The organism is Micromonospora purpureochromogenes, assembly GCF_900091515.1.
Classification (GTDB): Bacteria; Actinomycetota; Actinomycetes; order Mycobacteriales; family Micromonosporaceae; genus Micromonospora; species Micromonospora purpureochromogenes.
The window spans coordinates 177,453-198,363 of sequence record NZ_LT607410.1 but is presented as its reverse complement, the minus strand read 5'-3'; the positions used below and the strand labels follow the sequence as shown (position 1 = coordinate 198,363).

Below are 20,911 nucleotides of genomic sequence, written 5' to 3'. Positions count from 1 at the left end.
CTGATGTATGGAAACTCCCATCGCGGTGACCGGCCTGGTCAAGACCTACGGCCGGATCCGGGCGCTCGACGGCCTCGACCTCAGCGTCCGCGCCGGAGAGGTGCACGGCTTCCTCGGGCCCAACGGCTCCGGCAAGTCCACCACCATCCGGGTGCTGCTCGGCCTGCTGCGGGCGGACGCGGGGGCCGTCCGACTCCTCGGCGGCGACCCGTGGCGCGACGCGGTCGCGCTGCACCGCCGGCTGGCGTACGTCCCCGGCGACGTGACGCTCTGGCCCAATCTCTCCGGCGGCGAGGTGATCGACCTGCTCGGCCGGATGCGCGGCGGTCTCGACCCGAAGCGCCGCGCCGAGCTGTTGGAGTCCTTCGAGCTGGACCCGCGCAAGAAGGGCCGGGCCTACTCCAAGGGCAACCGGCAGAAGGTCGGCCTGGTCGCCGCGCTCGCCTCCGACGTCGAACTGCTCATCCTCGACGAGCCGACCTCCGGACTGGACCCGCTGATGGAGGAGGTCTTCCAGCAGTGGGTGCGCCGGGCCAAGCAGGACGGCCGGACGGTGCTGCTCTCCAGCCACATCCTCGCCGAGGTGGAGGCGCTCTGCGACCGGGTCACCATCATCCGCAACGGGCGGAACGTGGAGACCGGGACGCTGACCGAGCTGCGCCACCTGCACCGCACCGCCATCGACGCCGAGATCTCCGCCCCGCTGGACGGCCTGGCGGACCTGCCCGGCGTGCACGACCTGCGGGTGGAAGGCAGCCGGGTGCGCTTCGACGTGGACAACCCGGCGTTGGACGCCGCGCTGCGCCGGCTGGCCGAGCTGGGCGTACGGAGCCTGGTCAGCCAGCCGCCGACGCTGGAGGAGCTGTTCCTGCGGCACTACGGGACGACGGCCGACGAGTCGGCCGGGGCGAACCGATGAGCACCCTCACCGGCACCCGGCACCTCATCCGGCTGATCCTGCGCCGGGACCGCGTCCTGCTGCCGCTCTGGGTGCTGGTGCTGGCGGTGCTCCCGGTGACGTACGCGACGAGCTTCTTCGAGCTCTTCCCGACCGCCGCCGACCGGGCCGCGTACGCCACCGGCACCGCGACGAATCCCTCGATCATCGCCCTGCTCGGCCCGGTGTACGGCGACAGCGTCGGCGCGCTCACCGCCCAGCGGGGCGGCTTCCTCACCCTGATCGTCGGGCTGGTCAGCCTGCTCACCGTCATCCGGCACACCCGCACCGAGGAGGAGGCCGGCCGCCGGGAGCTGCTCGGTGCCACCGTGCTCGGCCGGTACGCCGGCCTGACCGCCGCGCTGGCGGTCACCTACGCGGCGAACCTGCTGCTCGGCCTGCTCACCGCGGCCGGCCTGACCGCCACCGGCCTGCCGGCGGCCGGCTCGCTCTCCTACGGGCTGTCGACCGCGCTCGTCGGGATCGTCTTCGCCACCGTGGGGGGGCTCGCCGCCCAGCTCACCGAGACGGCCGGCGGCGCGCGGGGGATCGCCGTCGGGGTGCTCGGCCTGGCCTTCGCGCTCCGGCTCGCCGGTGACACCGCGGAGCGGGACTGGCCGAGCTGGCTCTCGCCGCTGGGCTGGGCGCCGCGCATCCGGGCGTACGAGGGCGAGCGCTGGTGGGTGCTGGCGCTGCCCGTCGCGCTGACCGTGCTGCTCGGCGCGCTCGCGTACCCGCTGTCGGTGCGCCGCGACCTGGGCGCCGGGCTGCTGCCGCCCCGGCTCGGGCCGGCGTACGCCGGGCGCGGGCTGTCCGGGCCGTTCGGGCTGGCCTGGCGACTGCACCGGGGCGCGCTGCTCGGCTGGTCGGTCGGCTTCGGGCTGCTCGGGCTGATCCTCGGCGGCGCGGCGGAGGCGGCCGGCAAGTCGGTCGAGGGCAACGCCCAGCTGGAGGAGATCATGGCCCGGTTGGGCGGTTCGTCCGCGCTCGCCGAGGCGTACCTGGGCAGCACGCTCGCCTTCGTCGGCCTGGCCGCCGCCGGCTACGGCATCGCCGCCGCGCTGCGGATGCGTACGGAGGAGGCGGCCGGCCGGGCGGAGCCGCTGCTGGCCACCGGGGTGCACCGGTCCCGCTGGCTGGCCTCGCACCTGCTCTTCGCCCTGGTCGGGCCGGTGGTGGTGCTGGCCGTCTCCGGGCTCGCCACCGGGCTCACCTACGGGCTGAGCGTGGGTGACGTGCCGGGCCAGCTGCCCCGGATGCTCGGCGCGGGCCTGGCGCAGGTGCCGGCGGCCTGGGTGCTGGCCGGCCTGGCGGTGCTGCTCTACGGGCTGCTGCCCCGCTTCGCCCCGGTGGCCTGGGGGGTGCTGGTGGTGTGCGTGCTGCTCGGTCAGCTCGGCGCGGTGCTGGAGCTGAGCCAGTGGCTGCTGGACGTCTCCCCGTTCACCCACACCCCGCAGGTGCTCGGCGGCTCGTGGACCGCCACCCCGCTGCTGGCCCTCACCGCGCTGGCCGTCCTGCTGGCCGGGGCGGGACTGACCGGCTTCCGCCGCCGCGACGTGCCCACCATCTGATCCGGTCGTGCGGTGGGCGGCGGCTGAGCCGTCCACCGCACGGTCGCGGCGACGGTCAGGGGGCGGTCTCGTTGCGGATCATCAGGGCGGAGCGCAGGCCGGTGATGTCCAGGACGCGGAGCAGGAAGTCACCGACGTTGCTGAGCACCAGCAGGGTCCGCGCGTGGCTGGCCTTGCGGCTGAGCACGACCAGGGTGCCGAGCCCCTGGGAGTCGCAGAACGTGACGCCGCCCAGGTCGAGCACGATCCGCGGCGGGGGGTCGGTGAGCACCTCGTTGACGACGGTCGACAGTTGGCCGGCCGTGAGCATGTCGATCTCACCGGCCAGGCGAAGCACCACTTCATCGCCCGTCCGGTGTACCGCGATGGACAGTTCGGCACGATCCACCCGGTCAGCCTATCGCGATCTCGACGCCCCGGCCCGGTGAGACCTCATCGGCCGACGGGCACGCGCACCGGGGGTGAGTCTGGTAACCCCCGCCCCGGGGTGGCTGCCGATTGGCCGTTCGGCGCTGACACAATGGCGACATCGTGACCGACATATTTTCCGCCGGATCCGGCCGTTACCCGGCCGACGCGCCGGCCTCCGAGGCCCTGTTCGACCGCGCCAAGGCCATCGTGCCGGGCGGGGTGAACTCCCCTGTGCGCGCCTTCCGTGCCGTCGGTGGCACCCCGCGCTTCATGGTCCGGGGGGAGGGCCCCTGGCTCTACGACGCCGACGGCCGGCGCTACGTCGACCTGGTCTGCTCCTGGGGCCCGCTGATCCTCGGTCACGCCCACCCCGAGGTGGTCGAGGCCATCCGGGCGGCCGCCGGCAAGGGCACCAGCTTCGGCACGCCGACGCCGGGCGAGGTCGAACTGGCCGCGGAGATCGTCGACCGCACCCCGGTCGAGCAGGTCCGGCTGGTCAACTCCGGCACCGAGGCCACCATGTCGGCGATCCGGCTGGCCCGCGGCTTCACCGGCCGTTCGAAGATCATCAAGTTCTCCGGCTGCTACCACGGCCACTCCGACGGGCTGCTCGCCGCCGCCGGCTCGGGCGTGGCCACCCTCGGCCTGCCCGACTCGCCCGGCGTCACCGGCGCGGCCGCGAGCGACACCATCGTGCTGCCGTACAACGACATCACGGCGGTGGAGAAGGTCTTCGCCGACGAGGGCCGGCACATCGCCGCGGTGATCACCGAGGCCGCCGCCGGCAACATGGGCGTCGTCGCCCCGCGCGACGGCTTCAACCAGCGGCTCGCCGCGATCGCCCACGCCGAGGGCGCGCTGCTCATCGTCGACGAGGTGATGACCGGCTTCCGGGTCTCCCGCGCCGGCTGGCACGGGCTCGACCCGTCCGAGGCCGACCTGTGGACGTACGGGAAGGTCATGGGCGGCGGGCTGCCCGCCGCCGCGTTCGGCGGGCGCACCGAGATCATGGCCCGACTCGCCCCCGCCGGCCCGGTCTACCAAGCCGGCACCCTCTCCGGTAATCCGCTCGCCTGCGCCGCCGGCCTGGCCACCCTGCGACTCGCCGACGACGCGCTCTACCGCCGGCTCGACGAGACGGCCGCCGCCGTGGGCCGGCTCGCCGCCGACGCGCTGACCGCCGCCGGGGTCCCGCACCGCCTGTCGTACGCGGGCAACATGTTCTCGATCTTCTTCACCGACGCCGAGGTGCGCGACTACGACAGCGCCCGCACCCAGCAGGTGCCCGCCTTCAAGGCGTTCTTCCACGCGATGCTCGCCGCCGGCGTCTACCTGCCGCCGAGCGCGTTCGAGTCGTGGTTCGTCTCGGCGGCGATCGACGACGCCGCACTGGAGCAGATCGCGGCCGCGCTGCCGACAGCGGCGAACGCGGCGGCAGCAGCGGGCCACGGGGGGTAGGGAACGTGAGCGCAACGGTTGTCCACGTGCTGCGGCACGGCGAGGTGCACAACCCGGACCAGATCCTGTACGGGCGGCTGCCCGGCTTCCGCCTGTCGGAGCTGGGCATCCAGATGGCGAAGGCGGCGGCGGAGGCGCTCGCCGAGCGGGAGATCGTGCACGTGGTGGCGAGCCCCCTGGAGCGCGCCCAGCAGACCGCCGAGCCGATCGCCGCCCAGTTCGGGCTCCCCGTCGGGGTGGACGAGCGGCTGATCGAGAGCGCCAACTGGTTCGAGGGCAAGAAGGTCTCGCCGGGCGACGGCTCGTTCCGCGACCCGCGCAACTGGTGGGTGCTGCGCGACCCGGTCACCCCCTCGTGGGGCGAGGCCTACCAGGCCATCGCGGAGCGGATGTTCGCCGCGCTGCACGCCGCCCGGGTCGCCGCCGAGGGGCGCGAGGCCGTCCTGGTCTCCCACCAGCTGCCGATCTGGACGCTGCGCCGCCACGTCGAGCGCAAGCGGCTCTGGCACGACCCGCGCCGCCGGCAGTGCGGCCTGGCCAGCCTCACCTCGTTCCACTTCGACGGCGCGAAGGTCACCGGGATCGGCTACAGCGAGCCCGCCGCGCACCTGATCGCGATGTCGACGACAGCCCGGACGGCCAAGGGGGCCTGATGCGTTCCCGGAGGCCGATCGCCGTCCTGCTCGCCGCCGTCACCGCCGGTACGGCGCTGGTCGGCTGCTCCGCCGAGAACGGCGAGAGCCGCTGCGCCAACGACGGCGGCATCGTCGCGTGCGCGCCGGACCAGCGCTCGGCCGCCCCGAAGATCGCCGGTGAGCTGCTCACCGGCGGCCGGTACGACGTCGCCGAGGCCCGTGGCCAGGTGGTCGTGCTCAACTTCTGGGGCTCGTGGTGCGCGCCCTGTCGAGCCGAGGCCGACGACCTGGAGGCCACCTACCAGGCCACCAAGGCCGCCGGGGTGACCTTCCTCGGCATCAACGTGCAGGACAGCCGGGACAAGGCGGTCGCCTTCGAGGAGGGCCGGGTCACCTACCCGAGCCTGTTCGACCCGGCGAGCCGGCTGGCGCTCGCCCTGGAGATCCCGCCGAACACCGTCCCGGCCACCGTCGTGCTCGACCGCGACGGCCGGGTCGCCACCGTGATCCGGGCGGCCGTCAAGCAGGACGGCCTGCAACCGATCGTCGAGCGGATCGCGGCCGAGCAGCCGGCCGCCGGTTCCCGCTGATGGGCGAGACGTTCCGCCAGGTCGCCGAGTCGGGGCCGCTGCTGCTGGCGATCGGGGCGGCGGCGCTCGCCGGGCTGGTCAGCTTCCTCTCCCCGTGCGTGCTGCCGCTGATGCCCGGCTACCTGTCGTACGTGACCGGGCTCGCCGGCGCGGACCTGGAGGGGCGGGCGCGGGCCGAAAAGTCCCCGGCCGGCGGCGCGGCCCCCGGTGACGCGGGCGCGGCCGGCGGCGGGGTGGCCGTCGCGACGCCCGTGGCCGCCCGGCCGGTGGCCGCGGTCAAGGGGCGGGTGCTCGCCGGGACGCTGCTCTTCATCGCCGGCTTCACCGTCGTCTTCACCGCCACCGCGATCCTCTTCGCCAGCTTCGGCCGGGTCTTCTTCGACCACGAGCGGACGCTGGAGATCGTCATCGGCGCGCTGGTCGTGCTGCTCGGGCTGAGCTACCTGGGCGTCGTCCCCGGCATGCAGCGGGAGTTCCGCATCCAGCGGCTGCCCGCCGCCGGGCTGCTCGGTGCGCCGGTCCTCGGCGCGGTCTTCGCGCTGAGCTGGCTGCCCTGCACCGGCCCGACGCTCGGCGCGGTGCTCGGCATGGCCACGGCGGCCGGCAAGACCGACCGGGCCGTGGTGCTGGCCGTGGCCTACTGCCTCGGCCTGGGGGTACCGTTCGTCGCCTTCGGGCTGGGCTTCCACCGCATGCTCGGGGTCTTCCGCGCCGTGCGGCGAAACAGCCGCTGGGTGACCCGCATCGGCGGCGCCCTGCTGATCCTGATCGGCCTGGCGCTGGTCACCGGCGGGTGGCAGAACTTCGTGATCTGGCTGCAGACGACCGTGGGCGTGGGCGAGGTGAGCATCTGATGACGACCGTGGACGACCGGCCGGCCACCCCACCGGCCGAGGCGCCCCGGCGGCGGCCCAACCCGGTGCTGGCCCTGGTGCGCAACTCGTGGCGGCAGCTCACCAGCATGCGTACCGCCCTGGTGCTGTTGTTCCTGCTCGCGGTCGCCGCCATCCCCGGCTCGGTGCTGCCGCAGCGCGGCGTCAACCCGGAGAAGGTGAACGAGTACTTTCGGGCGCACCCGGAGCTGGCCCCGCAACTCGACCGGATCGGCGCTTTCGAGGTCTTCGGCTCGGTCTGGTTCTCCGCGATCTACCTGTTGCTGTTCACCTCGCTGGTCGGCTGCGTCCTGCCCCGGATGCGCGACCACCTGCGCGCGCTGCGCTCCCGGCCGCCGGCCGCGCCGAAGCGGCTGGAGCGGCTGCCGCAGCACGCGGTGCTGCCGGCGCACGCGCCCACCGACCCGGCGGCGATCGCCGCCGTGCTGCGCCGGCGCCGTTGGCGGGTCGAGGTACGCGGCAACGAGGTCTCCGCCGAGAAGGGCTACCTCAAGGAGACCGGCAACCTGCTCTTCCACACCTCGCTGGTCGCCGTGCTGATCGGGGTCGCGCTCGGCTCCTGGTACGGCTGGCACGGCAACAAGCTGCTGGTCGCCGGCGAGGAGAACGCCTTCTGCAACACCCGCCAGCAGTACGCCGAGGCATCGCTCGGCCCGCGGGTGGACAGCGCCGACCTGCCCGGGTTCTGCCTGACCCTGGACACCTTCGACGCCCGGTTCCTCCCCTCCGGCCAGCCGGAGCGCTACCGGGCCTCGGTGACCGTGGACGAGCCGGACGGCACGAAGCGGGCGGCCGACTTCTCGGTCAACTCGCCGCTGCGGCTCGGCCCCGCCAACGTCTACCTGCTCGGCCACGGATACGCCCCGATCCTGAAGTACACCGACCGGTACGGGCGCAGCCAGACCAGCACGGTGCCGTTCCTGACCTCCGGGGACGCCAACCTCACCAGCGAGGGCGTGGCCGCCTTCCCGGACGCCAACGTCGACCCGAAGACCGGCAGGCGCGCCGCCGACCAGCAGGTCGCCTTCGACGGGCTCTACCTGCCGACCGCGCCGGACAGCGCGCCCTTCGTCGAGTCGAAGTACCCGACCGAGCGGAACCCGGCGGTGGTGCTGACCGCCTACCGGGGCAACCTGGGGCTGGACGCCGGCATCCCCGGCTCGGTCTACCAGCTCGACCAGCGCCAGGTGACCAGCGGCAAGCTCAAGGAGATCGGCCAGAAGAAGCTGGGCATCGGGGAGAAGTGGACCCTGGACGACGGCAGCAGCCTGGAGTTCGTGGGCACCAGGCCGTACATCACGCTCTCGGTGCGGCACGCCCCCGGCCAGACGCTGATGCTCGGCGCCTGCGTGGTGCTGCTGGGCGGGCTGATGGGTTCGCTCTTCGCCCGGCGCCGGCGGGTCTGGTTCCGGGTGACCCCCGTCGACCCCGCCAGTGGATCTCCGACGAACGGTAGTAGTTTGGTGGAGGCCGGTGGGCTGCCGCGCACCGAGCATCCAGGGTTCGCCGACGAGTTCGCGCAGGTCGTCGCCGCGGTCAGCGGCGACGGGCGGACCGACGGGCGGGCGCGAGAGGGAGTCGAGTGATGTCCGCAGTCTCCGACCAGCTGGTGACGTTCGCGATCCTGGCGTACCTGATCGCGATGATCAGCCACGCCGTCGAGTACGCGCTGGGCAACGTCCGCGCGGTGTCGGCCGCCCCCGCCCGTGAGCTGGTCGGCGCCGCAGTGGGCGCCACCGGCGGCCCGGTCGACGCCCCCGCCGCCCCGGTGGCCGCCGAGGCCCGGCGCAGCCGGTCGGCGCAGCGGGCCCGGCTGGCCGGGCGGATCGCCACCGGGATCACCGTGCTGGCCGCCGCGCTGCACCTCGGGGCGCTGGTCACCCGGGGCATCGCCGCCGAGCGGATGCCCTGGGGCAACATGTACGAGTTCGTGCTGACGGTCACCTGGATCGGCACGGCGGCCTGGCTGGCGGTGCTCGTCAAGCGCCCCGCGCTGCGCCGGCTGGGGCTCTTCCTCACCCTGGTGATGGTGCTGCTGCTCGCCTTCGCCGAGCTGAAGCTCTACGTCCAGGTGGTGCCGCTGATGCCGGCGCTCCAGTCGTACTGGTTCATCGTCCACGTGTCGACGATCGTGTTCAGCTCCGGCATCTTCCTGCTGGGCGTGGTGCCGGCGATGGCGTTCCTGATCCGCAACGGGTACGAGCAGGGCAAGCGGAGCTTCCCGTACACGCTGGCCCGGCGGCTGCCCGCGGCGGCCGGCCTGGAACGGCTGACCTTCGCGCTGCACGCCTTCGCGTTCCCGGTCTTCACCTTCGCGGTGATCGCCGGCGCGATCTGGGCCGAGGCGGCCTGGGGTCGGGCGTGGGGCTGGGACCCGAAGGAGACCTGGGCGTTCATCTCGTGGGTGGTCTACGCCGGCTACCTGCACGCCCGGGCGACGCCGAGCGTGAAGCGCAACGTGGCCACCTGGGTCGCCGTGCTCGGCTTCCTGACCATGCTGATGAACCTGTTCGGGGTGAACTTCTTCTTCACCGGCCTGCACTCGTACGCCGGGGTCAGCTGACCGTCCGGTCTCCGGCCGGGTGGGGACCGGCACCGCATGCAGTCAGCGTCTCCTAGCGGCTGCCGCCTCCACCGGACGAAACAGATGAGTCAGGTCGTCCCAGTGGGTGACACCGAGCCCGACGACGAGCCCGGCGAGCCCGGCGAGCCCGGCGGCCACGTCCACGGTGGCGGCGGGCTGGGCGGTCCACCGCAGCATCAGCCCGGCTGCGGCAGCGCCGGCCAGCACTGCGTTGCGGAGCAGGTGCCCCCGGTTCATCTCGCCACCGTCCCCGAGGAAGCAACGGCAGCGAACGACCCGGCCGCTGTGCAGGGCCCGGCCGACCGCGGCGGTGAAGACGGCCAGGGTGAGCAGCGCCAGGGCGTACCCGTCGGTCACGGTGGCCGGCACGGCCAGACCGGCCACGATCGCCGTCTCGGTCACGGCCACCATCGCCGCCGCCAGGTCACGGCGTCGCCGGGTGCCGACCCCGACGGAGGCCAGCGAGTCGGCGAACGAGGTGAACGCGGCCCGGCTACGGAGCTTCCCGACGGCGGCGAGCCCGAAGACGGTGATCAGCATGGCGCGGAGGAACACGTCCAGGTAGGTCATGGCTAGACCGCCCCGTCGGGTCGGGGCAGGGGAAGCATCTCCACCTGCGGCACCGGATGGCCCTCGATCCAGCCGCGACGGGCCGCCAGCACGCCGAGCTGGATCCGGCTGTGGATGCCGTGGCGCGCCATGAGGGCGGCGATCCGTCGCTCCACCGTCCGTTGCCCGATGTGCAGTTGCCGGGCGACCGCCGCGTCGGTGAGTCCCTGCGCGAGCAGGCCGAGGATCTGGACGAGCTGCACGTCGGCCGCACCGTCCTCAGGTTCCGTGGCGTCGTGCCCTGCGGCCGCCGTAACGCTCACATCGGTCATCCGAACCCCCAGCCCGTCCCCGGATTGAGCAGAGGAAGAATGAACGACAGGTTATCGTTCCGGGTCGATCCGTACTGACCCGGTCACGCGCGGTGGAACGGTTGGCGGTCTTCCGCCATCACGGTCGCCGACTCTTTGCCCGCCCGTGTGGACTCCGTAGCTTTCGGCTCACCAGGAGGGCGCGGCTGCGACGCCGCTACGCCGCAGCCGCCGACGCCCTCACCGACCGTTAGGAGGACAGGGTGAGGACACTTCTCAAGGCCCGACCACTACGCCACGCCGTCGCCGATGTTATCGCGCTCATGGTGCCCCGCACCGAGGCCGGCGCCTGCATCCCCGAGAGCGGGCAGCAGTGCGCGTGCAAGCGGTACTTCATCGGCTGCGACCCGTACTACTGCTACTACAGCTACTACAAGTGGACCTACAACTGCTACGGCACCTGCCGGGAGACCCAGAGCAGCTGCTGAGCAACGGCTCGACCAAGCGCCTCCGCGGTGGGCGGCTAGTCGGCCGCTCTCCGCGGGGCCATCCCAGATCGCGGCACGGCGGGGCCGGCCGCGGGAGAGGACCGAAGGTGGGCACAACCATTCTGGGCGCCGTCGTGGCGGTCATGTCCCTTGTCCTGCTCGGCAACGTCGCCCTGACCCTCGCCGTCGTGCGGCGGCTCCGCGAACTGGAGTCGGGCCGCCGGACCGAGCCCGACAGCGCACTGCCGGCGACCGGTCGTCGGATCGGGCCGTTCGCTCTGCCCACGCTCGACGGCGGGCAGGTCCACGACGAGGACTTCCACTCCGGGTCGTCACTCGCCGTGTTCCTGATGCCCGGCTGCGGGCCGTGCGCCGAGGTGCTCCGCGCCCTGCACGCCGCCCCGGCGGACCCGGGGCCGCTGATCGTCTTCGTGCTCGGCGACGTGGCCGAGACGGAGACCCGGGAGGTCCTGTCCGATCTGCCTGAACGAGCCCGCGTGGTGGTGGTGGGCACCGGCGACACCACCGTGGCCGAGGCGTTCGGGGTGACTGCGTACCCGGCGGTGCTGCGCATCGTGGACGGTGCCGTCGCGTTCGCGTCGAACCGGCTCGCCGCCGCCGAGCCGGCCGGCGCCGGAGGACGAGCGTGACCGAGCGTCCCGACGCGGACGGCGCGGAGCTGCCACCGCGGACGCACCTGGCGCTCGCCGGGCAGGCGCTCCGGCTCGGCTGGGCGGCCTCTCCCGCGGCCTGCCTGGCCGGGCTCGGGGTGATGGCGCTCAGCGGGCTGACGCCGGCCGCGTCCGCCTGGGCGAGCAAGCTGCTCGTCGACGGTCTGACAGGCGCGCGGACGGCCCACGCCGGTGGGCTCGTCATGATTGCTGGCCTCACCCTGGCCCTCGGCGGCATCGGCACGGTGCTGGGCTATCTGGCCAGCCTCGCGACGGCAGCCCAGCAGCGGGCCATCGCCCTGCGAGTCGAGAGCGAGCTGTACGGCGCCGTCAACCGGCTCCCCGGCCTGGCCCGGTTCGAGGACCCCGACTTTCAGGACCGGCTCCGCCTTGCCGAGCAGTCGGCTGCCGCCGCACCCTCCAGCGTCTCGGGGTTCCTGCTGGCGATCGTACGGGTGATGGTGGTGACCACCGGTTTCCTGGGCGTGGTGGCCACCGTGTGGTGGCCGATGGCGGTGCTGTTGCTGATCGTCGGCGCCGCCTCGGTCTGGGCGCAGTTCGCCCTGGCCCGCGAGCAGGCCGGCGTCACTGAGGCGACGATGGCGATGCACCGCCGGCGCTTCTCGTACCAGTCGCTGCTCACGAACCTCGCCGCTGTCAAAGAGATCCGGCTGTACGGGCTCGGGGGGCTGTTTCACGACCGGATGGTCGCCGGTCTTCGCGAGACGAGCGGCCGCGAGCTGCGGATGGAGCAACGCGCGGCGCTCACCCAGAGCGGGTACGCGCTGGTCGGCACGGCGCTGGCGGCTGCGGGAGCGATGGCCGTGGTCTACCGGGCCGCCACGGGGTCGCTCAGCGCCGGCGATGTCGTGCTCTTCGTGGCGGCGGTCGTAGGGGTGCAGGGCGCGTTCGGGGGTACGGTCAGCCAGCTCGCCTCGGCGGCGCGCGAAGTACGGCTGTTCCGGCACTACCGCGCGGTCGTCGGGGCGGAACCGGACCTCGCGGACGGATCCCGGGTGCCTCCTCCGCTCAGCGACGCGATCGAGTTCCACGACGTGTGGTTCCGCTACCACCCCTCCGGCGACTGGGTGCTGCGCGGCGTCGATCTGCGGATCCCCGTCGGACAGGCGTTGGGCGTCGTCGGTGCGAACGGTGCCGGCAAGAGCACCGTGATCAAGTTGCTCTGCCGCTTCTACGACCCAGAGCGGGGGCGCATCACCTGGGACGGGACGGACCTTCGCGAGTTTCGCGTCGCCGACCTGCGGCGACGGATGGGCGCGACGTTCCAGGACTACATGACCTACGAGTTGACCGCGGGCGAGAACGTCGGCGTCGGGGACGTGGACCGGCTGACGGAACTGCCGGCCGTCGTCCGGGCGGCCACCCTCGCAGAGGCCGACGAATTCGTCCGGGCCCTCCCCCGCGGGTACGACACCCTGGTCAGCCGGTTGTTCTTCGAGGGCGCGATCCGGGAGCAGGGCGTGACCCTCTCCGGCGGGCAGGGCCAGCGGCTCGCGTTGGCCCGGTCGCTGATGCGTACCGGGGCCGACCTGCTGATCCTCGACGAGCCCAGCTCAGGCCTGGACGCCCTTGCCGAGCACCGGATCCACCACACGGTACGGGAGCACCGACAGGGCCGGACCAGTCTGCTCGTCTCCCACCGTCTCAGTGGGTTGCGCGACGCCGACCTGATTGTCGTCCTCGACGGAGGGCGGGTGGCGGAGCGGGGGACGCACGACGAATTGATGGCCGCCGGCGGCGGGTACGCCACAATGTTCACCACACAGGCTGCCGGATACCAGGACGAGCGGGTGCCCGTGCCGTCGCCGCTGTTCCCGGGAGCAGTGCCGGTCCGACGGGCGCGGCGGGACGGTCGGCCCTTGGATCTCGCGCCACCGGCATCGATGATGGTTGTCGAGGCGGAGGCCGTCGGGCTCCCGCGGACGTCTGGGGACGGGTGATGACGGAGTTGACGGGGGATCGGCGCCGGGGGTGGGGGGCCACGTGGGCAGTTGCGGTCGTGCTGGCGCTGAGCCTGGCGCCTGCGGCGGCTGGCTGCCGGGCGGAGAATGGGGACGGGATCGCGACGGTCGGTGGCAGGCCGACCGCCACCGCCCTGCCGGCGGACGTGCCCGGCGGCGTGGACGCGGCGATGCGTCGGTACGCGCAGTGCATGCGAGACCACGGGGTCGCCATGCCGGACCCGGATCCCGACGCGACCGCCCGCCCCTCCGCACCGGACATCGATCCGCGGCGGATGGAGGAGGCTACCGCCGCGTGCCGGTCGCTCCTGCCGGCCGGTGAACTGAGGCAGGAGTCGCCGGAGGAGTTCGAGGTGCGCCGGCAGGTGGCTCGCTGCATCCGGGAGAACGGCTACCCGGCGTGGCCGGACCCGGTGCCCAACAGCAACACGCAACGGCTGCCGCGCGACATCGACCCCTACTCGGCCCAGGTCCGAGCCGTGCAGGAGACGTGCGCGAAGCGTTTCCCGGCCCCCGCCGTCAGCTCGGCCGGCTGAGGCGGTCCGGGATGGCGTGGCTGCTCCTGATTCTCGTCGCGGTCGTCGGCTCGGTGCTGCTGGTCCGCCCGCGGCTGCTCGTCGTCCGGGTGAACGGCGGCAGCATGAGTCCGGCACTCTCCGACGGGGACCTCCTGCTGGCGGTGCGCCGCCGGGCGTGCCGGGTGGGTCAGGTGGTCCTCTTCGGCCACCCGGGCGCCGGCCCGAGCGATCCGCCGCACCTGGTCAAGCGGGTCGCGGCGACCGCAGGTCAACCGGTGCCGGCCGACCTGCGCGCCGCGGTGGACGCGGACCGGGTTCCTCCGGGTCATCTCCTGGTACGCGGGGACAACCCGCGGAGCCTGGACTCCCGGCGGCTCGGCTGGATACCCGCCCGAACGGTGACCGGCGTGGTGCTGGTGCGGCTGTCGGCCGCGGTGGACGAGGGCGACGCGACCGGCGGTGGCGACCGATGACGGAACCGTTGCCGGTGGCGCGTCGCCGGCCGGCCCGGCGGGCTCGGATCCTCGTCGTGGCCGGGGCGGTGACGGCGGTGGTCGCCGTGGCCATGGCGTCGGCTGGCGTCGGCCGGGGCACGACCAGGGGCGAGGAACAGGACCGGCTGCCGCCGGCCACGGCTGTGGTGAGCCGCGGCGACCTGGCCGACCTGCGTACCGTCCGCGGGGTACTCGCCTTCGGCGAGCCGACCGCGGTGGTGGGCCGGTTGCCGGGGACGGTCACTCAGCTCGCGCCGGTCGGGTCCGAGGTGCGGCGGGGCGGCGCGCTCTTCTTCGTGGACGACCGGCCGGTGGTGCTCTTCTACGGGCCCCGTCCAATGTGGCGGGAGCTGGGTGTCGGCAGCCGCGGCCGGGACGTGCGCCAGGTGGAGGAGAACCTCGTAGCGCTCGGGTACGACGGCATCACCGTGGACGACCGTTACACCGCGGGCACGGCCCGGGCGGTCCGCCGATGGCAAGAAGCGGGCGGCATGGCCCGCACCGGCCGGATCAGTACCGGCCAGCTCCTCTTCACCGCTGGACCGGTACGGGTGGCCGACCACCGCGCCCGGCTCGGTGACCCGTCGACCGGGCCGGTGGTCGGCGTGACCGGCACGGCCCGACTCGTCTCGGCGCAGCTGCCTGCCGCGGACGAGCGGCTCGCCGTGGTGGGCGCGAAGGTCACCGTGGTCCTGCCCGACGACCGGCCGGTAACGGGGACGGTGGCGGAGGTCCGGGCCGGCACGGGAGGCCAGAACGGGCAGGGGGCCGGTCCGGGGCTCACCGTGCTGGTCCGTGTCCTCGACCAGCAGCGGGTGGCGTCCCTGGACCGTACGGACGTCCAGCTCCAGTTCGTCATCGCCCAACGCCGGGCGGTGCTCACCGTTCCGGTGACCGCCCTGCTGGCGCTCGCTGAGGGCGGGTACGGCGTGGAGCTGGTGGAGGGCGGGGAAACGCGGATCGTGCCGGTGAAGGTCGGCATGTTCGCCAACGGCCGGGTGGAGGTCGAGGGGCCCGCGCTGGCCGAGGGCGTCCGGGTCGGTGTGCCGGCATGACGCCCGCAGTGCGGTTCACGCGGGTGTCGCGGCACTACCCGGGCGGGGTGCAGGCGCTGCGCGGAGTGGACCTGGTGATCGGCCGCGGTGAGCTGGTGGCGGTGGTTGGTCCCTCCGGCTCCGGCAAGTCCACCCTGCTGCATCTCGCCGGCACGCTGGACCGGGCGACGGGCGGGACGGTCGAGGTGGACGGCCACGACGTGGCGACGCTGACCGACCGCCAGTTGTCGGCGTTGCGGGCGCAGCGGATCGGCTTCGTCTTCCAGCAGTTCCATCTGGCCGCCGGGGTGTCGGCGCTGGACAACGTCGCCGAAGGGTTGCTCTACACCGGGGTGGGGCGGCCGCAACGGCGCAGGTCCGCCCGCGCGGCGCTGGAACGGGTGGGGCTGGGCCACCGCCTGGAGCATGCGCCGCACGAGCTGTCCGGTGGCGAGCGGCAGCGGGTGGCCATCGCCAGGGCAGTGGCCGGCGACCCCGCGCTGCTTCTCGCCGACGAGCCGACGGGCAACCTGGACAGCGGGGCGGGCGCGGCGGTGCTGCGGATCCTCGACGACCTCCATGCCACGGGCACCACGATCGTGATCATCACCCATGATCGGGACATCGCGGCGCGCATGCCCTGCCGGATCGAGATGGCCGACGGTCGACTGGTCAACCGTGAGGTGTGCGGATGAACGCGCCATCGTCACCACCCCGGCCGGCCCGGCTCGGCCTGGCCGACGTCGTCCGGGTCGGGGGTGTGGGGCTGCGGACCCGGCCCCTGCGAGGGGTCCTCTCGGCGCTCGGGATCGCCATCGGAATCGCCGCGATGGTGGCGGTCGTTGGCATCACCACCTCCGGTCGTGCCGACCTCGACCGCACCCTCTCCCGGATCGGGACCAATCTGCTCCGGGTCGCCCCTGGTCAGCAGTTCGCGGGAGGTAACGCCCGCCTGCCAACGGAGGCGGAGGCGATGATCGGCCGGATCGGGCCGGTCACCGGTGTGAGCAGCGTGGCCCAGCTCGCCGGGGTCAACGTGTACCGCACCGATCTCGTCCCGGAGGCGGAGTCCGGCGGGATCTCGGTGCTGGCCGCCAGGCAGAACCTGCTGGACGCGGTGGGCGCCGGGATGGCGCAGGGTGGGTGGTTCAGTCCGGCCACCGGGCAGTTCCCCACCGTGGTGCTGGGCGACCGCGCGGCCGGTTGGCTGGGAGTGGGGCGTCTCGTGCCCGGTCTCCAGGTCTGGCTCGGCGGGCAGTGGTTCACCGTGATCGGCGTCCTCGCACCGGCACCGCTGGCGCCCGAGCTGGACGGGGCGGCGCTGATCGGCTGGGAGGCCGCGGTGCATCGGCTCGCCTTCGACGGCCATCCGACCACGGTGTTCGTCCGGGCCCGGGAGTCGGCGATCGCCGGAGTACGGCGGGTTCTCGCGCCGACCGCCAACCCGCAGCACCCGGACGAGGTGCTGGTGTCCCGACCGTCGGACGCCCTGGTGGCCAAGGCTGCGGCGAATCGCGCGCTGACCCGGCTGCTCCTCGGGTTGGGAGCGGTGGCCCTGGTGGTGGGGGGTGTCGGGGTCGCCAACACGATGGTCATCTCGGTGCTCGAACGCCGTTCTGAGGTGGGGCTCCGGCGGGCGCTCGGCGCCACTCGGGGACAGGTCCGACTCCAGTTCTTCGTCGAGTCGTTGCTGCTGTCCTTCCTCGGTGGGACGGCCGGGGCGGCACTCGGTGTCGGGGTGACCGCGGTGTACGCGGTGGCTCAGGGTTGGCCCGTGCTGGTGCCGGCCTGGGCGACGGGATGCGCCCTGCTGCTGACCGTGGCGATCGGCGGAATGGCCGGGCTGTATCCCGCGGTGCGAGCGGCGCGGCTCGCTCCGACCACGGCGCTCGCCGCGCCCTGAAGCTCGGCGCCCGGCGTCTCGGCGGGCCGGCGCTGCGGCGGCGGTCAACCGGCTCGGCGAGCCCTCGTCGTCGCCCGGCCGGTGAGGACCCGGTCCACGCGGAGGGTCACCTGGTAGGCGATCTCCGGCACGTCGGCCAGCTCGATCCGCTCCGCCCGCAGGGCGAGCTGGGCGTGCAGCTCGCGGGCCACCGCGTCGCGGATCTCGGCCAGGAGGGGCGAGAGGCCGTCCGGGTCACCCACCACGTACGCGTCGTCCATTCCGCCATGCTGACCCAAAAGCCGCAGCGCGTCCCGCCGCCCTCCGCAGAATGTAGAACTACACTTCTAAGAACTGTACTTCTACGAAATGCGGGTGACGGGCATGGCCGGGCTGGCGAAGCCGCAAGGGATCTTCGATCGGGACGTCGAGTGGGCCGAGTTGGCCCGCTTCGCCGCTGACGAACGTCCGGGCGCCACGCTCGGGGTGGTCAGTGGTCGACGTCGGCAGGGCAAGACGCTACTGCTGTACGAACTCGCCCTGGCGAGCAGAGGCTTCTACTTCGGCGCCACGGAGGCGACGTCCGCGGAGTCGCTCCGACGGCTCGGCGAAGCGATCGGCGCGTTCACCGGCGCGCCCGGGCCTGTCCACCTCGCGGACTGGGCCGGCGCCGTCGACGCGCTGCTCGCACTCGGGCGCGACCGGCCGACGACCGTGGTGATCGACGAGTTCCCGTACCTGGTCCGCGCCGCACGGGATCTGCCGTCGATCATTCAGCACGCCCTCACGCCCGGGCGGCCGGAGCGGGTCGGGTCGCAGACCCGCCTTCTGCTCTGCGGCTCGGCCCTGTCCTTCATGGGCAATCTCCTTGCCGGTTCGGCCCCGCTGCGCGGCCGGGCCGGGCTGGAACTGTCGGTCCAGCCCCTCGACTACCGCGCGGCGGCGACCTTCTGGGGCATCGAAGACCCGGCGCTGGCGGCGAAGGTGTTCGCCATCGTCGGCGGCACGCCGGCCTACCGGAGGGAGTACGTCCAGGACGACGCGCCGACCGGGCTGGAGGACTTCGACGCCTGGGTCACCCGTGCGGTGCTCAACCCGGCGCGTCCGCTCTTCCGGGAGGCGCGGTACCTGTTGGCGGAGGACCCGGACCTGCGTGACACCGCGCTCTACCACTCGGTGCTTGCCGCGGTCGCCGAGGGGAACGCCAGTCGTGGCGGCATCGCTGACTACATCGGGCGGAAGGCGAACGAGCTGCAACACCCGCTCACCGTGCTGGAGGACGCCGGCCTCCTGCTCCGTGAGCTGGATCCGCTGCGGAGCGGGCGCAGCAGCTACCGGATCACCGAACCCCTCATCACCTTCTACCAGGCGGTGATGCGACCGGCCTGGACGGCTTTGGAGCAGCGCCGGGGCGGGGACGTCTGGCGTCGGTCACAGCGCCGGTACGCCAGCGCGGTGCTCGGGCCGCGATTCGAGGAGATCGTCCGGCAATGGTCGGTGCGCTTCGCCGATCCGGACGTCCTGGGTGGGTTGGTCGGTGAGGCGAGCGCCGCCACGTTGACCGATCCCGCCAGCCGGACCAGTCACGAACTCGACCTCGTCGCGCTCGGCGAGCCGCCCCTCGGCGACGGCCCCCGCCCCCTGCTCGCCATCGGTGAGGTGAAGTGGGGCCGCCGGTTGGGCGTACCCGATCTGGAACGGCTCGGGCGGCTGCGCGAGCTGCTGCTTCCGCGACCCGGCTTCGACGCGCGCGGCACCCGACTGCTGCTGGCGAGCGCGGAGGGTTTCACGGAGGAGTTGACGGGGGCGGCGAACGGTCGCGAGGACGTGGTCCTGGTGGACCTCGACATGCTCTACGCCGGGGCCTGAGGCGAGCAGGACTCGGCGGGTCAGCCGCCGAACCAGCCGGGGACGTCGAGGCGGAAGAAGTTGGGCTGGGCGATCGCGCGCAGGTCGTCCTCCATCGCGCTGACCCGCTCCGCGCCGAGGGTGGCCGCCCAGCGCTCGCGCAGCGCGTCGAAGACGACCGCCGAGCGGCGTAGCCCGTCCGCGCCCCGCTCGGTCATCCGCACCAGCTTGCGCCGGGCGTCGGCGGGGTCGTCGGCGCGTTCCAGGTAGCCGAGCGCGACCAGCCGGTCGACGGTCTTGCCGGCGGCCTGCTTGGAGACGCCGAGGCGCTGGCCCAGATCGCCGGCGGTGGTGCCGTCGACGCCGACGGCCTGCAGGACGAAACCGTGCAGCGGCCGCAGGTCCGGGTGCCCCTGCTTGGCCAGCTCGGCGTGCAGGTCGTCGATGAGGGTCCGGAAGCCGGCCAGCAGCAGCAGCGGCAACACGAAGCCGGGTCGGTCGGACTCAGGCGTTGTCATGTTCGACAACCTCGTTTACTATTTGGTCAACCACGTTGACTATCGTACCCGAGGGGTTCCGCCATGTCCGTCTTCACCGCCCACACCGCCGAGACCGCGCCCGCCGCCGCCCGCCCCACCATGGCCGGCGTGCAGCGCAAGCTCGGTCGCCTCCCCGAGGCCGTCGCCCGGATGGCCGAGTCACCCGAGCTGCTCAAGGGCTTCCTCACCGCCAACGCCACCTTCGAGTCCACCGACCTCGACCCGGTCGAGCGCGAGGTCGTGGTGCTGACCGTCGCCACCCGCAACGAGTGCCACGTCTGCGTGGCGATGCACACCGCCACCCTCACCCGGCAGGGCGTGGACCCGGAGCTGGTCGCCGCGCTGCGGGACGGCGCGCCGCTGGCCGATCCGAGACTGGAGGCGCTGCGCCGGTTCACCCTCGCCGTGCTCGACCACCGGGGCGCGGTGCCGGACGGGGAGCTGCACGCGTTCCTCGACGCCGGCTGGCTGCCCCGGCACGCCCTCGACGTGGTGCTCGGCGTCGGCACGTACACGATCTCCACCTTCGCCAACCGGCTCACCGACGCGCCGCTCGACCCCGCCCTGGCCGGATACGCCTGGGCGCCGGCCGCCTGACCGGCGGGCTCAGTCCCGCAGGAACGGCAGCACCAGAGCAGCCAGCTCCGCCGGCCGCTCCTCGAAGAGCCAGTGGCCGCAGTCCTCGACCACCTCGCCGGTAACTGTGCCGGCGTACCGGCGGACCTGGTCGGCCACCTGCTCGCCGAGGCTGGCCCGGGCGCCGACGGCGAGCACCGGCATGGGCAGCTTCGTCGCCCGGTACGCGGCGTTGTCCGCGACGTCCTGTCCGAACGCCCGGAAGTACGCGAAGCTGGCCCGCAGGTGGGCCGGGTCGCGCAGGTGTCCGGCGTACTCCTCGACGTCCTCCGGCCCGAGGCTGCCCTTGTTCACCATGATCGAGTCGGTGAAGCGCTCCACCCAGAGCGTCTCCCGGCCGACGATCAGCTCCTCGGGCAGACCGTTCGTCACGTTGAAGAAGCCGAAGTTCCACACCGCCGGCCCGGCGCTGCTCAGCGCGGGGAAGGCGTAGATGCTCTCGTCCGGGATGGGAGCCTCGGTCAGCACCAGCCGGGACACCTTGTCGGGGTGGGCGGCGGCGTAGGCGTAGGCGACCATGGTGCCCAGGTCGTGGCCGACCAGCCGGATGTCGCCGGTCAGGCCGAGCCCGGTCAGCAGCCCGTGCAGGTCGGCCGCGAGGGTCTTCTTGTCGTACCCGCCGGGCGGGGCGTTGCTGCCGCCGAAGCCGCGCAGGTCGGGCGCGACCACCTCGTACGACCGCCCCAGCCCGGGCAGCAGGTGACGCCACATCCGCCAGCACTGCGGATAGCCGTGCAGCAGCACCAGGGTGGGTCCCCGGCCGCCCCGGACGTAGTTCATCGCCACGTCGCCGACCTGTGCCCGCTGCTCGGAGAACCCCGCCGGTACCCGCCCGTCGCTCATCGCCGCTCCCCGTCTCGACCGGCGCCTCGACTACCCG

Annotated in this window: 24 protein-coding genes; 18 read left to right on the top strand and 6 right to left on the bottom strand. The window is 73.3% G+C overall.

Annotation, left to right across the window (positions count from 1 at the left end; translation table 11 throughout):
- Window positions 1-7 precede the first annotated feature (7 nt).
- Entirely contained in the window at window positions 8-919 is a 912-nt protein-coding gene (locus GA0074696_RS00930) for an ABC transporter ATP-binding protein (RefSeq protein WP_088959336.1), read from the top strand.
- The gene (locus GA0074696_RS00925) at window positions 916-2,508 is read left to right on the top strand and encodes an ABC transporter permease (protein ID WP_088959335.1); all 1,593 of its coding nucleotides are present in this window, start codon (window positions 916-918) and stop codon (window positions 2,506-2,508) included. The genes GA0074696_RS00930 and GA0074696_RS00925 overlap by 4 nt, the downstream gene beginning before the upstream one ends.
- A 55-nt stretch (window positions 2,509-2,563) precedes the next feature.
- On the opposite strand, the gene GA0074696_RS00920 is transcribed toward GA0074696_RS00925, so the two are convergent.
- Window positions 2,564-2,896: an STAS domain-containing protein gene (locus GA0074696_RS00920; protein ID WP_088959334.1), complete on the bottom strand. Its 333-nt coding sequence runs from the start codon at window positions 2,894-2,896 to the stop codon at window positions 2,564-2,566.
- Window positions 2,897-3,039: 143 nt separating this feature from the next.
- Here GA0074696_RS00920 and hemL point away from each other — a divergent pair, with 143 nt between their 5' ends.
- Genes hemL through ccsB form a run of 6 tightly spaced genes read left to right on the top strand, consistent with a single transcriptional unit; the run spans window position 3,040 to window position 9,058 of the window.
- On the top strand, window positions 3,040-4,377 hold the full coding sequence (hemL, locus tag GA0074696_RS00915; RefSeq protein WP_088959333.1) for a glutamate-1-semialdehyde 2,1-aminomutase: 1,338 nt from the start codon (window positions 3,040-3,042) through the stop codon (window positions 4,375-4,377).
- A 5-nt stretch (window positions 4,378-4,382) separates the two neighbouring features.
- Complete coding sequence (locus GA0074696_RS00910; protein ID WP_088959332.1) at window positions 4,383-5,030, top strand: histidine phosphatase family protein; 648 nt, start codon at window positions 4,383-4,385, stop codon at window positions 5,028-5,030.
- Window positions 5,030-5,602 (top strand): TlpA family protein disulfide reductase, encoded by a 573-nt coding sequence (locus GA0074696_RS00905; RefSeq protein WP_088959331.1) that lies wholly within the window; start codon window positions 5,030-5,032, stop codon window positions 5,600-5,602. Before GA0074696_RS00910 ends, GA0074696_RS00905 begins: the two co-directional genes overlap by 1 nt.
- The gene (locus tag GA0074696_RS00900; protein WP_088959330.1) at window positions 5,602-6,456 is read left to right on the top strand and encodes a cytochrome c biogenesis CcdA family protein; all 855 of its coding nucleotides are present in this window, start codon (window positions 5,602-5,604) and stop codon (window positions 6,454-6,456) included. Before GA0074696_RS00905 ends, GA0074696_RS00900 begins: the two co-directional genes overlap by 1 nt.
- On the top strand, window positions 6,456-8,081 hold the full coding sequence (locus tag GA0074696_RS00895) for a cytochrome c biogenesis protein ResB (RefSeq protein ID WP_088959329.1): 1,626 nt from the start codon (window positions 6,456-6,458) through the stop codon (window positions 8,079-8,081). The genes GA0074696_RS00900 and GA0074696_RS00895 overlap by 1 nt, the downstream gene beginning before the upstream one ends.
- The gene (gene ccsB / locus GA0074696_RS00890; protein WP_088959328.1) at window positions 8,081-9,058 is read left to right on the top strand and encodes a c-type cytochrome biogenesis protein CcsB; all 978 of its coding nucleotides are present in this window, start codon (window positions 8,081-8,083) and stop codon (window positions 9,056-9,058) included. Before GA0074696_RS00895 ends, ccsB begins: the two co-directional genes overlap by 1 nt.
- 42 nt (window positions 9,059-9,100) lie before the next feature.
- Here ccsB and GA0074696_RS00885 read toward each other — a convergent pair whose 3' ends face one another.
- Window positions 9,101-9,649 (bottom strand): MauE/DoxX family redox-associated membrane protein, encoded by a 549-nt coding sequence (locus tag GA0074696_RS00885; RefSeq protein ID WP_088959327.1) that lies wholly within the window; start codon window positions 9,647-9,649, stop codon window positions 9,101-9,103.
- Window positions 9,650-9,651: 2 nt separating this feature from the next.
- Entirely contained in the window at window positions 9,652-9,891 is a 240-nt protein-coding gene (locus tag GA0074696_RS00880; protein WP_197700802.1) for a response regulator transcription factor, read from the bottom strand.
- Window positions 9,892-10,262: 371 nt separating this feature from the next.
- Here GA0074696_RS00880 and GA0074696_RS30595 point away from each other — a divergent pair, with 371 nt between their 5' ends.
- The 8 genes from GA0074696_RS30595 (at window position 10,263) to GA0074696_RS00845 (ending at window position 17,029) form a co-directional block, all read left to right on the top strand.
- Window positions 10,263-10,427, top strand: a complete 165-nt coding sequence (locus GA0074696_RS30595) for a hypothetical protein (protein ID WP_157745745.1) — start codon at window positions 10,263-10,265, stop codon at window positions 10,425-10,427.
- A gap of 107 nt (window positions 10,428-10,534) precedes the next feature.
- The gene (locus GA0074696_RS00875; RefSeq protein WP_088959325.1) at window positions 10,535-11,077 is read left to right on the top strand and encodes a thioredoxin domain-containing protein; all 543 of its coding nucleotides are present in this window, start codon (window positions 10,535-10,537) and stop codon (window positions 11,075-11,077) included.
- Entirely contained in the window at window positions 11,074-13,059 is a 1,986-nt protein-coding gene (locus tag GA0074696_RS00870) for an ABC transporter ATP-binding protein (RefSeq protein WP_231925215.1), read from the top strand. The genes GA0074696_RS00875 and GA0074696_RS00870 overlap by 4 nt, the downstream gene beginning before the upstream one ends.
- Window positions 13,060-13,118: 59 nt before the next feature.
- The gene (locus tag GA0074696_RS00865) at window positions 13,119-13,616 is read left to right on the top strand and encodes a hypothetical protein (RefSeq protein WP_088959324.1); all 498 of its coding nucleotides are present in this window, start codon (window positions 13,119-13,121) and stop codon (window positions 13,614-13,616) included.
- Between the two features lie 11 nt (window positions 13,617-13,627).
- Entirely contained in the window at window positions 13,628-14,071 is a 444-nt protein-coding gene (locus tag GA0074696_RS00860; RefSeq protein WP_088959323.1) for a S26 family signal peptidase, read from the top strand.
- Window positions 14,068-15,147 carry a peptidoglycan-binding domain-containing protein gene (locus GA0074696_RS00855; RefSeq protein WP_088959322.1) on the top strand — a complete coding sequence of 360 codons (1,080 nt, stop codon included), beginning with the start codon at window positions 14,068-14,070 and terminating at the stop codon, window positions 15,145-15,147. Before GA0074696_RS00860 ends, GA0074696_RS00855 begins: the two co-directional genes overlap by 4 nt.
- Window positions 15,144-15,821, top strand: a complete 678-nt coding sequence (locus GA0074696_RS00850; protein ID WP_088959321.1) for an ABC transporter ATP-binding protein — start codon at window positions 15,144-15,146, stop codon at window positions 15,819-15,821. The genes GA0074696_RS00855 and GA0074696_RS00850 overlap by 4 nt, the downstream gene beginning before the upstream one ends.
- Window positions 15,818-17,029 (top strand): ABC transporter permease, encoded by a 1,212-nt coding sequence (locus GA0074696_RS00845; RefSeq protein ID WP_088959320.1) that lies wholly within the window; start codon window positions 15,818-15,820, stop codon window positions 17,027-17,029. The genes GA0074696_RS00850 and GA0074696_RS00845 overlap by 4 nt, the downstream gene beginning before the upstream one ends.
- Window positions 17,030-17,073: 44 nt before the next feature.
- Here GA0074696_RS00845 and GA0074696_RS00840 read toward each other — a convergent pair whose 3' ends face one another.
- Entirely contained in the window at window positions 17,074-17,289 is a 216-nt protein-coding gene (locus tag GA0074696_RS00840; protein ID WP_088959319.1) for a hypothetical protein, read from the bottom strand.
- 103 nt (window positions 17,290-17,392) lie between these two features.
- Between GA0074696_RS00840 and GA0074696_RS00835 the strand changes: the two genes are divergently transcribed.
- Window positions 17,393-18,877 (top strand): AAA family ATPase, encoded by a 1,485-nt coding sequence (locus tag GA0074696_RS00835; protein WP_088964281.1) that lies wholly within the window; start codon window positions 17,393-17,395, stop codon window positions 18,875-18,877.
- 20 nt (window positions 18,878-18,897) lie between these two features.
- Here GA0074696_RS00835 and GA0074696_RS00830 read toward each other — a convergent pair whose 3' ends face one another.
- Window positions 18,898-19,374: a MarR family winged helix-turn-helix transcriptional regulator gene (locus GA0074696_RS00830; protein ID WP_088959318.1), complete on the bottom strand. Its 477-nt coding sequence runs from the start codon at window positions 19,372-19,374 to the stop codon at window positions 18,898-18,900.
- A 63-nt stretch (window positions 19,375-19,437) separates the two neighbouring features.
- On the opposite strand from GA0074696_RS00830, the gene GA0074696_RS00825 reads away from it, so the two are divergent.
- Complete coding sequence (locus GA0074696_RS00825; protein WP_088959317.1) at window positions 19,438-19,992, top strand: carboxymuconolactone decarboxylase family protein; 555 nt, start codon at window positions 19,438-19,440, stop codon at window positions 19,990-19,992.
- Window positions 19,993-20,001: 9 nt separating this feature from the next.
- On the opposite strand, the gene GA0074696_RS00820 is transcribed toward GA0074696_RS00825, so the two are convergent.
- Window positions 20,002-20,874: an alpha/beta fold hydrolase gene (locus tag GA0074696_RS00820; protein WP_088959316.1), complete on the bottom strand. Its 873-nt coding sequence runs from the start codon at window positions 20,872-20,874 to the stop codon at window positions 20,002-20,004.
- Window positions 20,875-20,911: the final 37 nt, after the last annotated feature.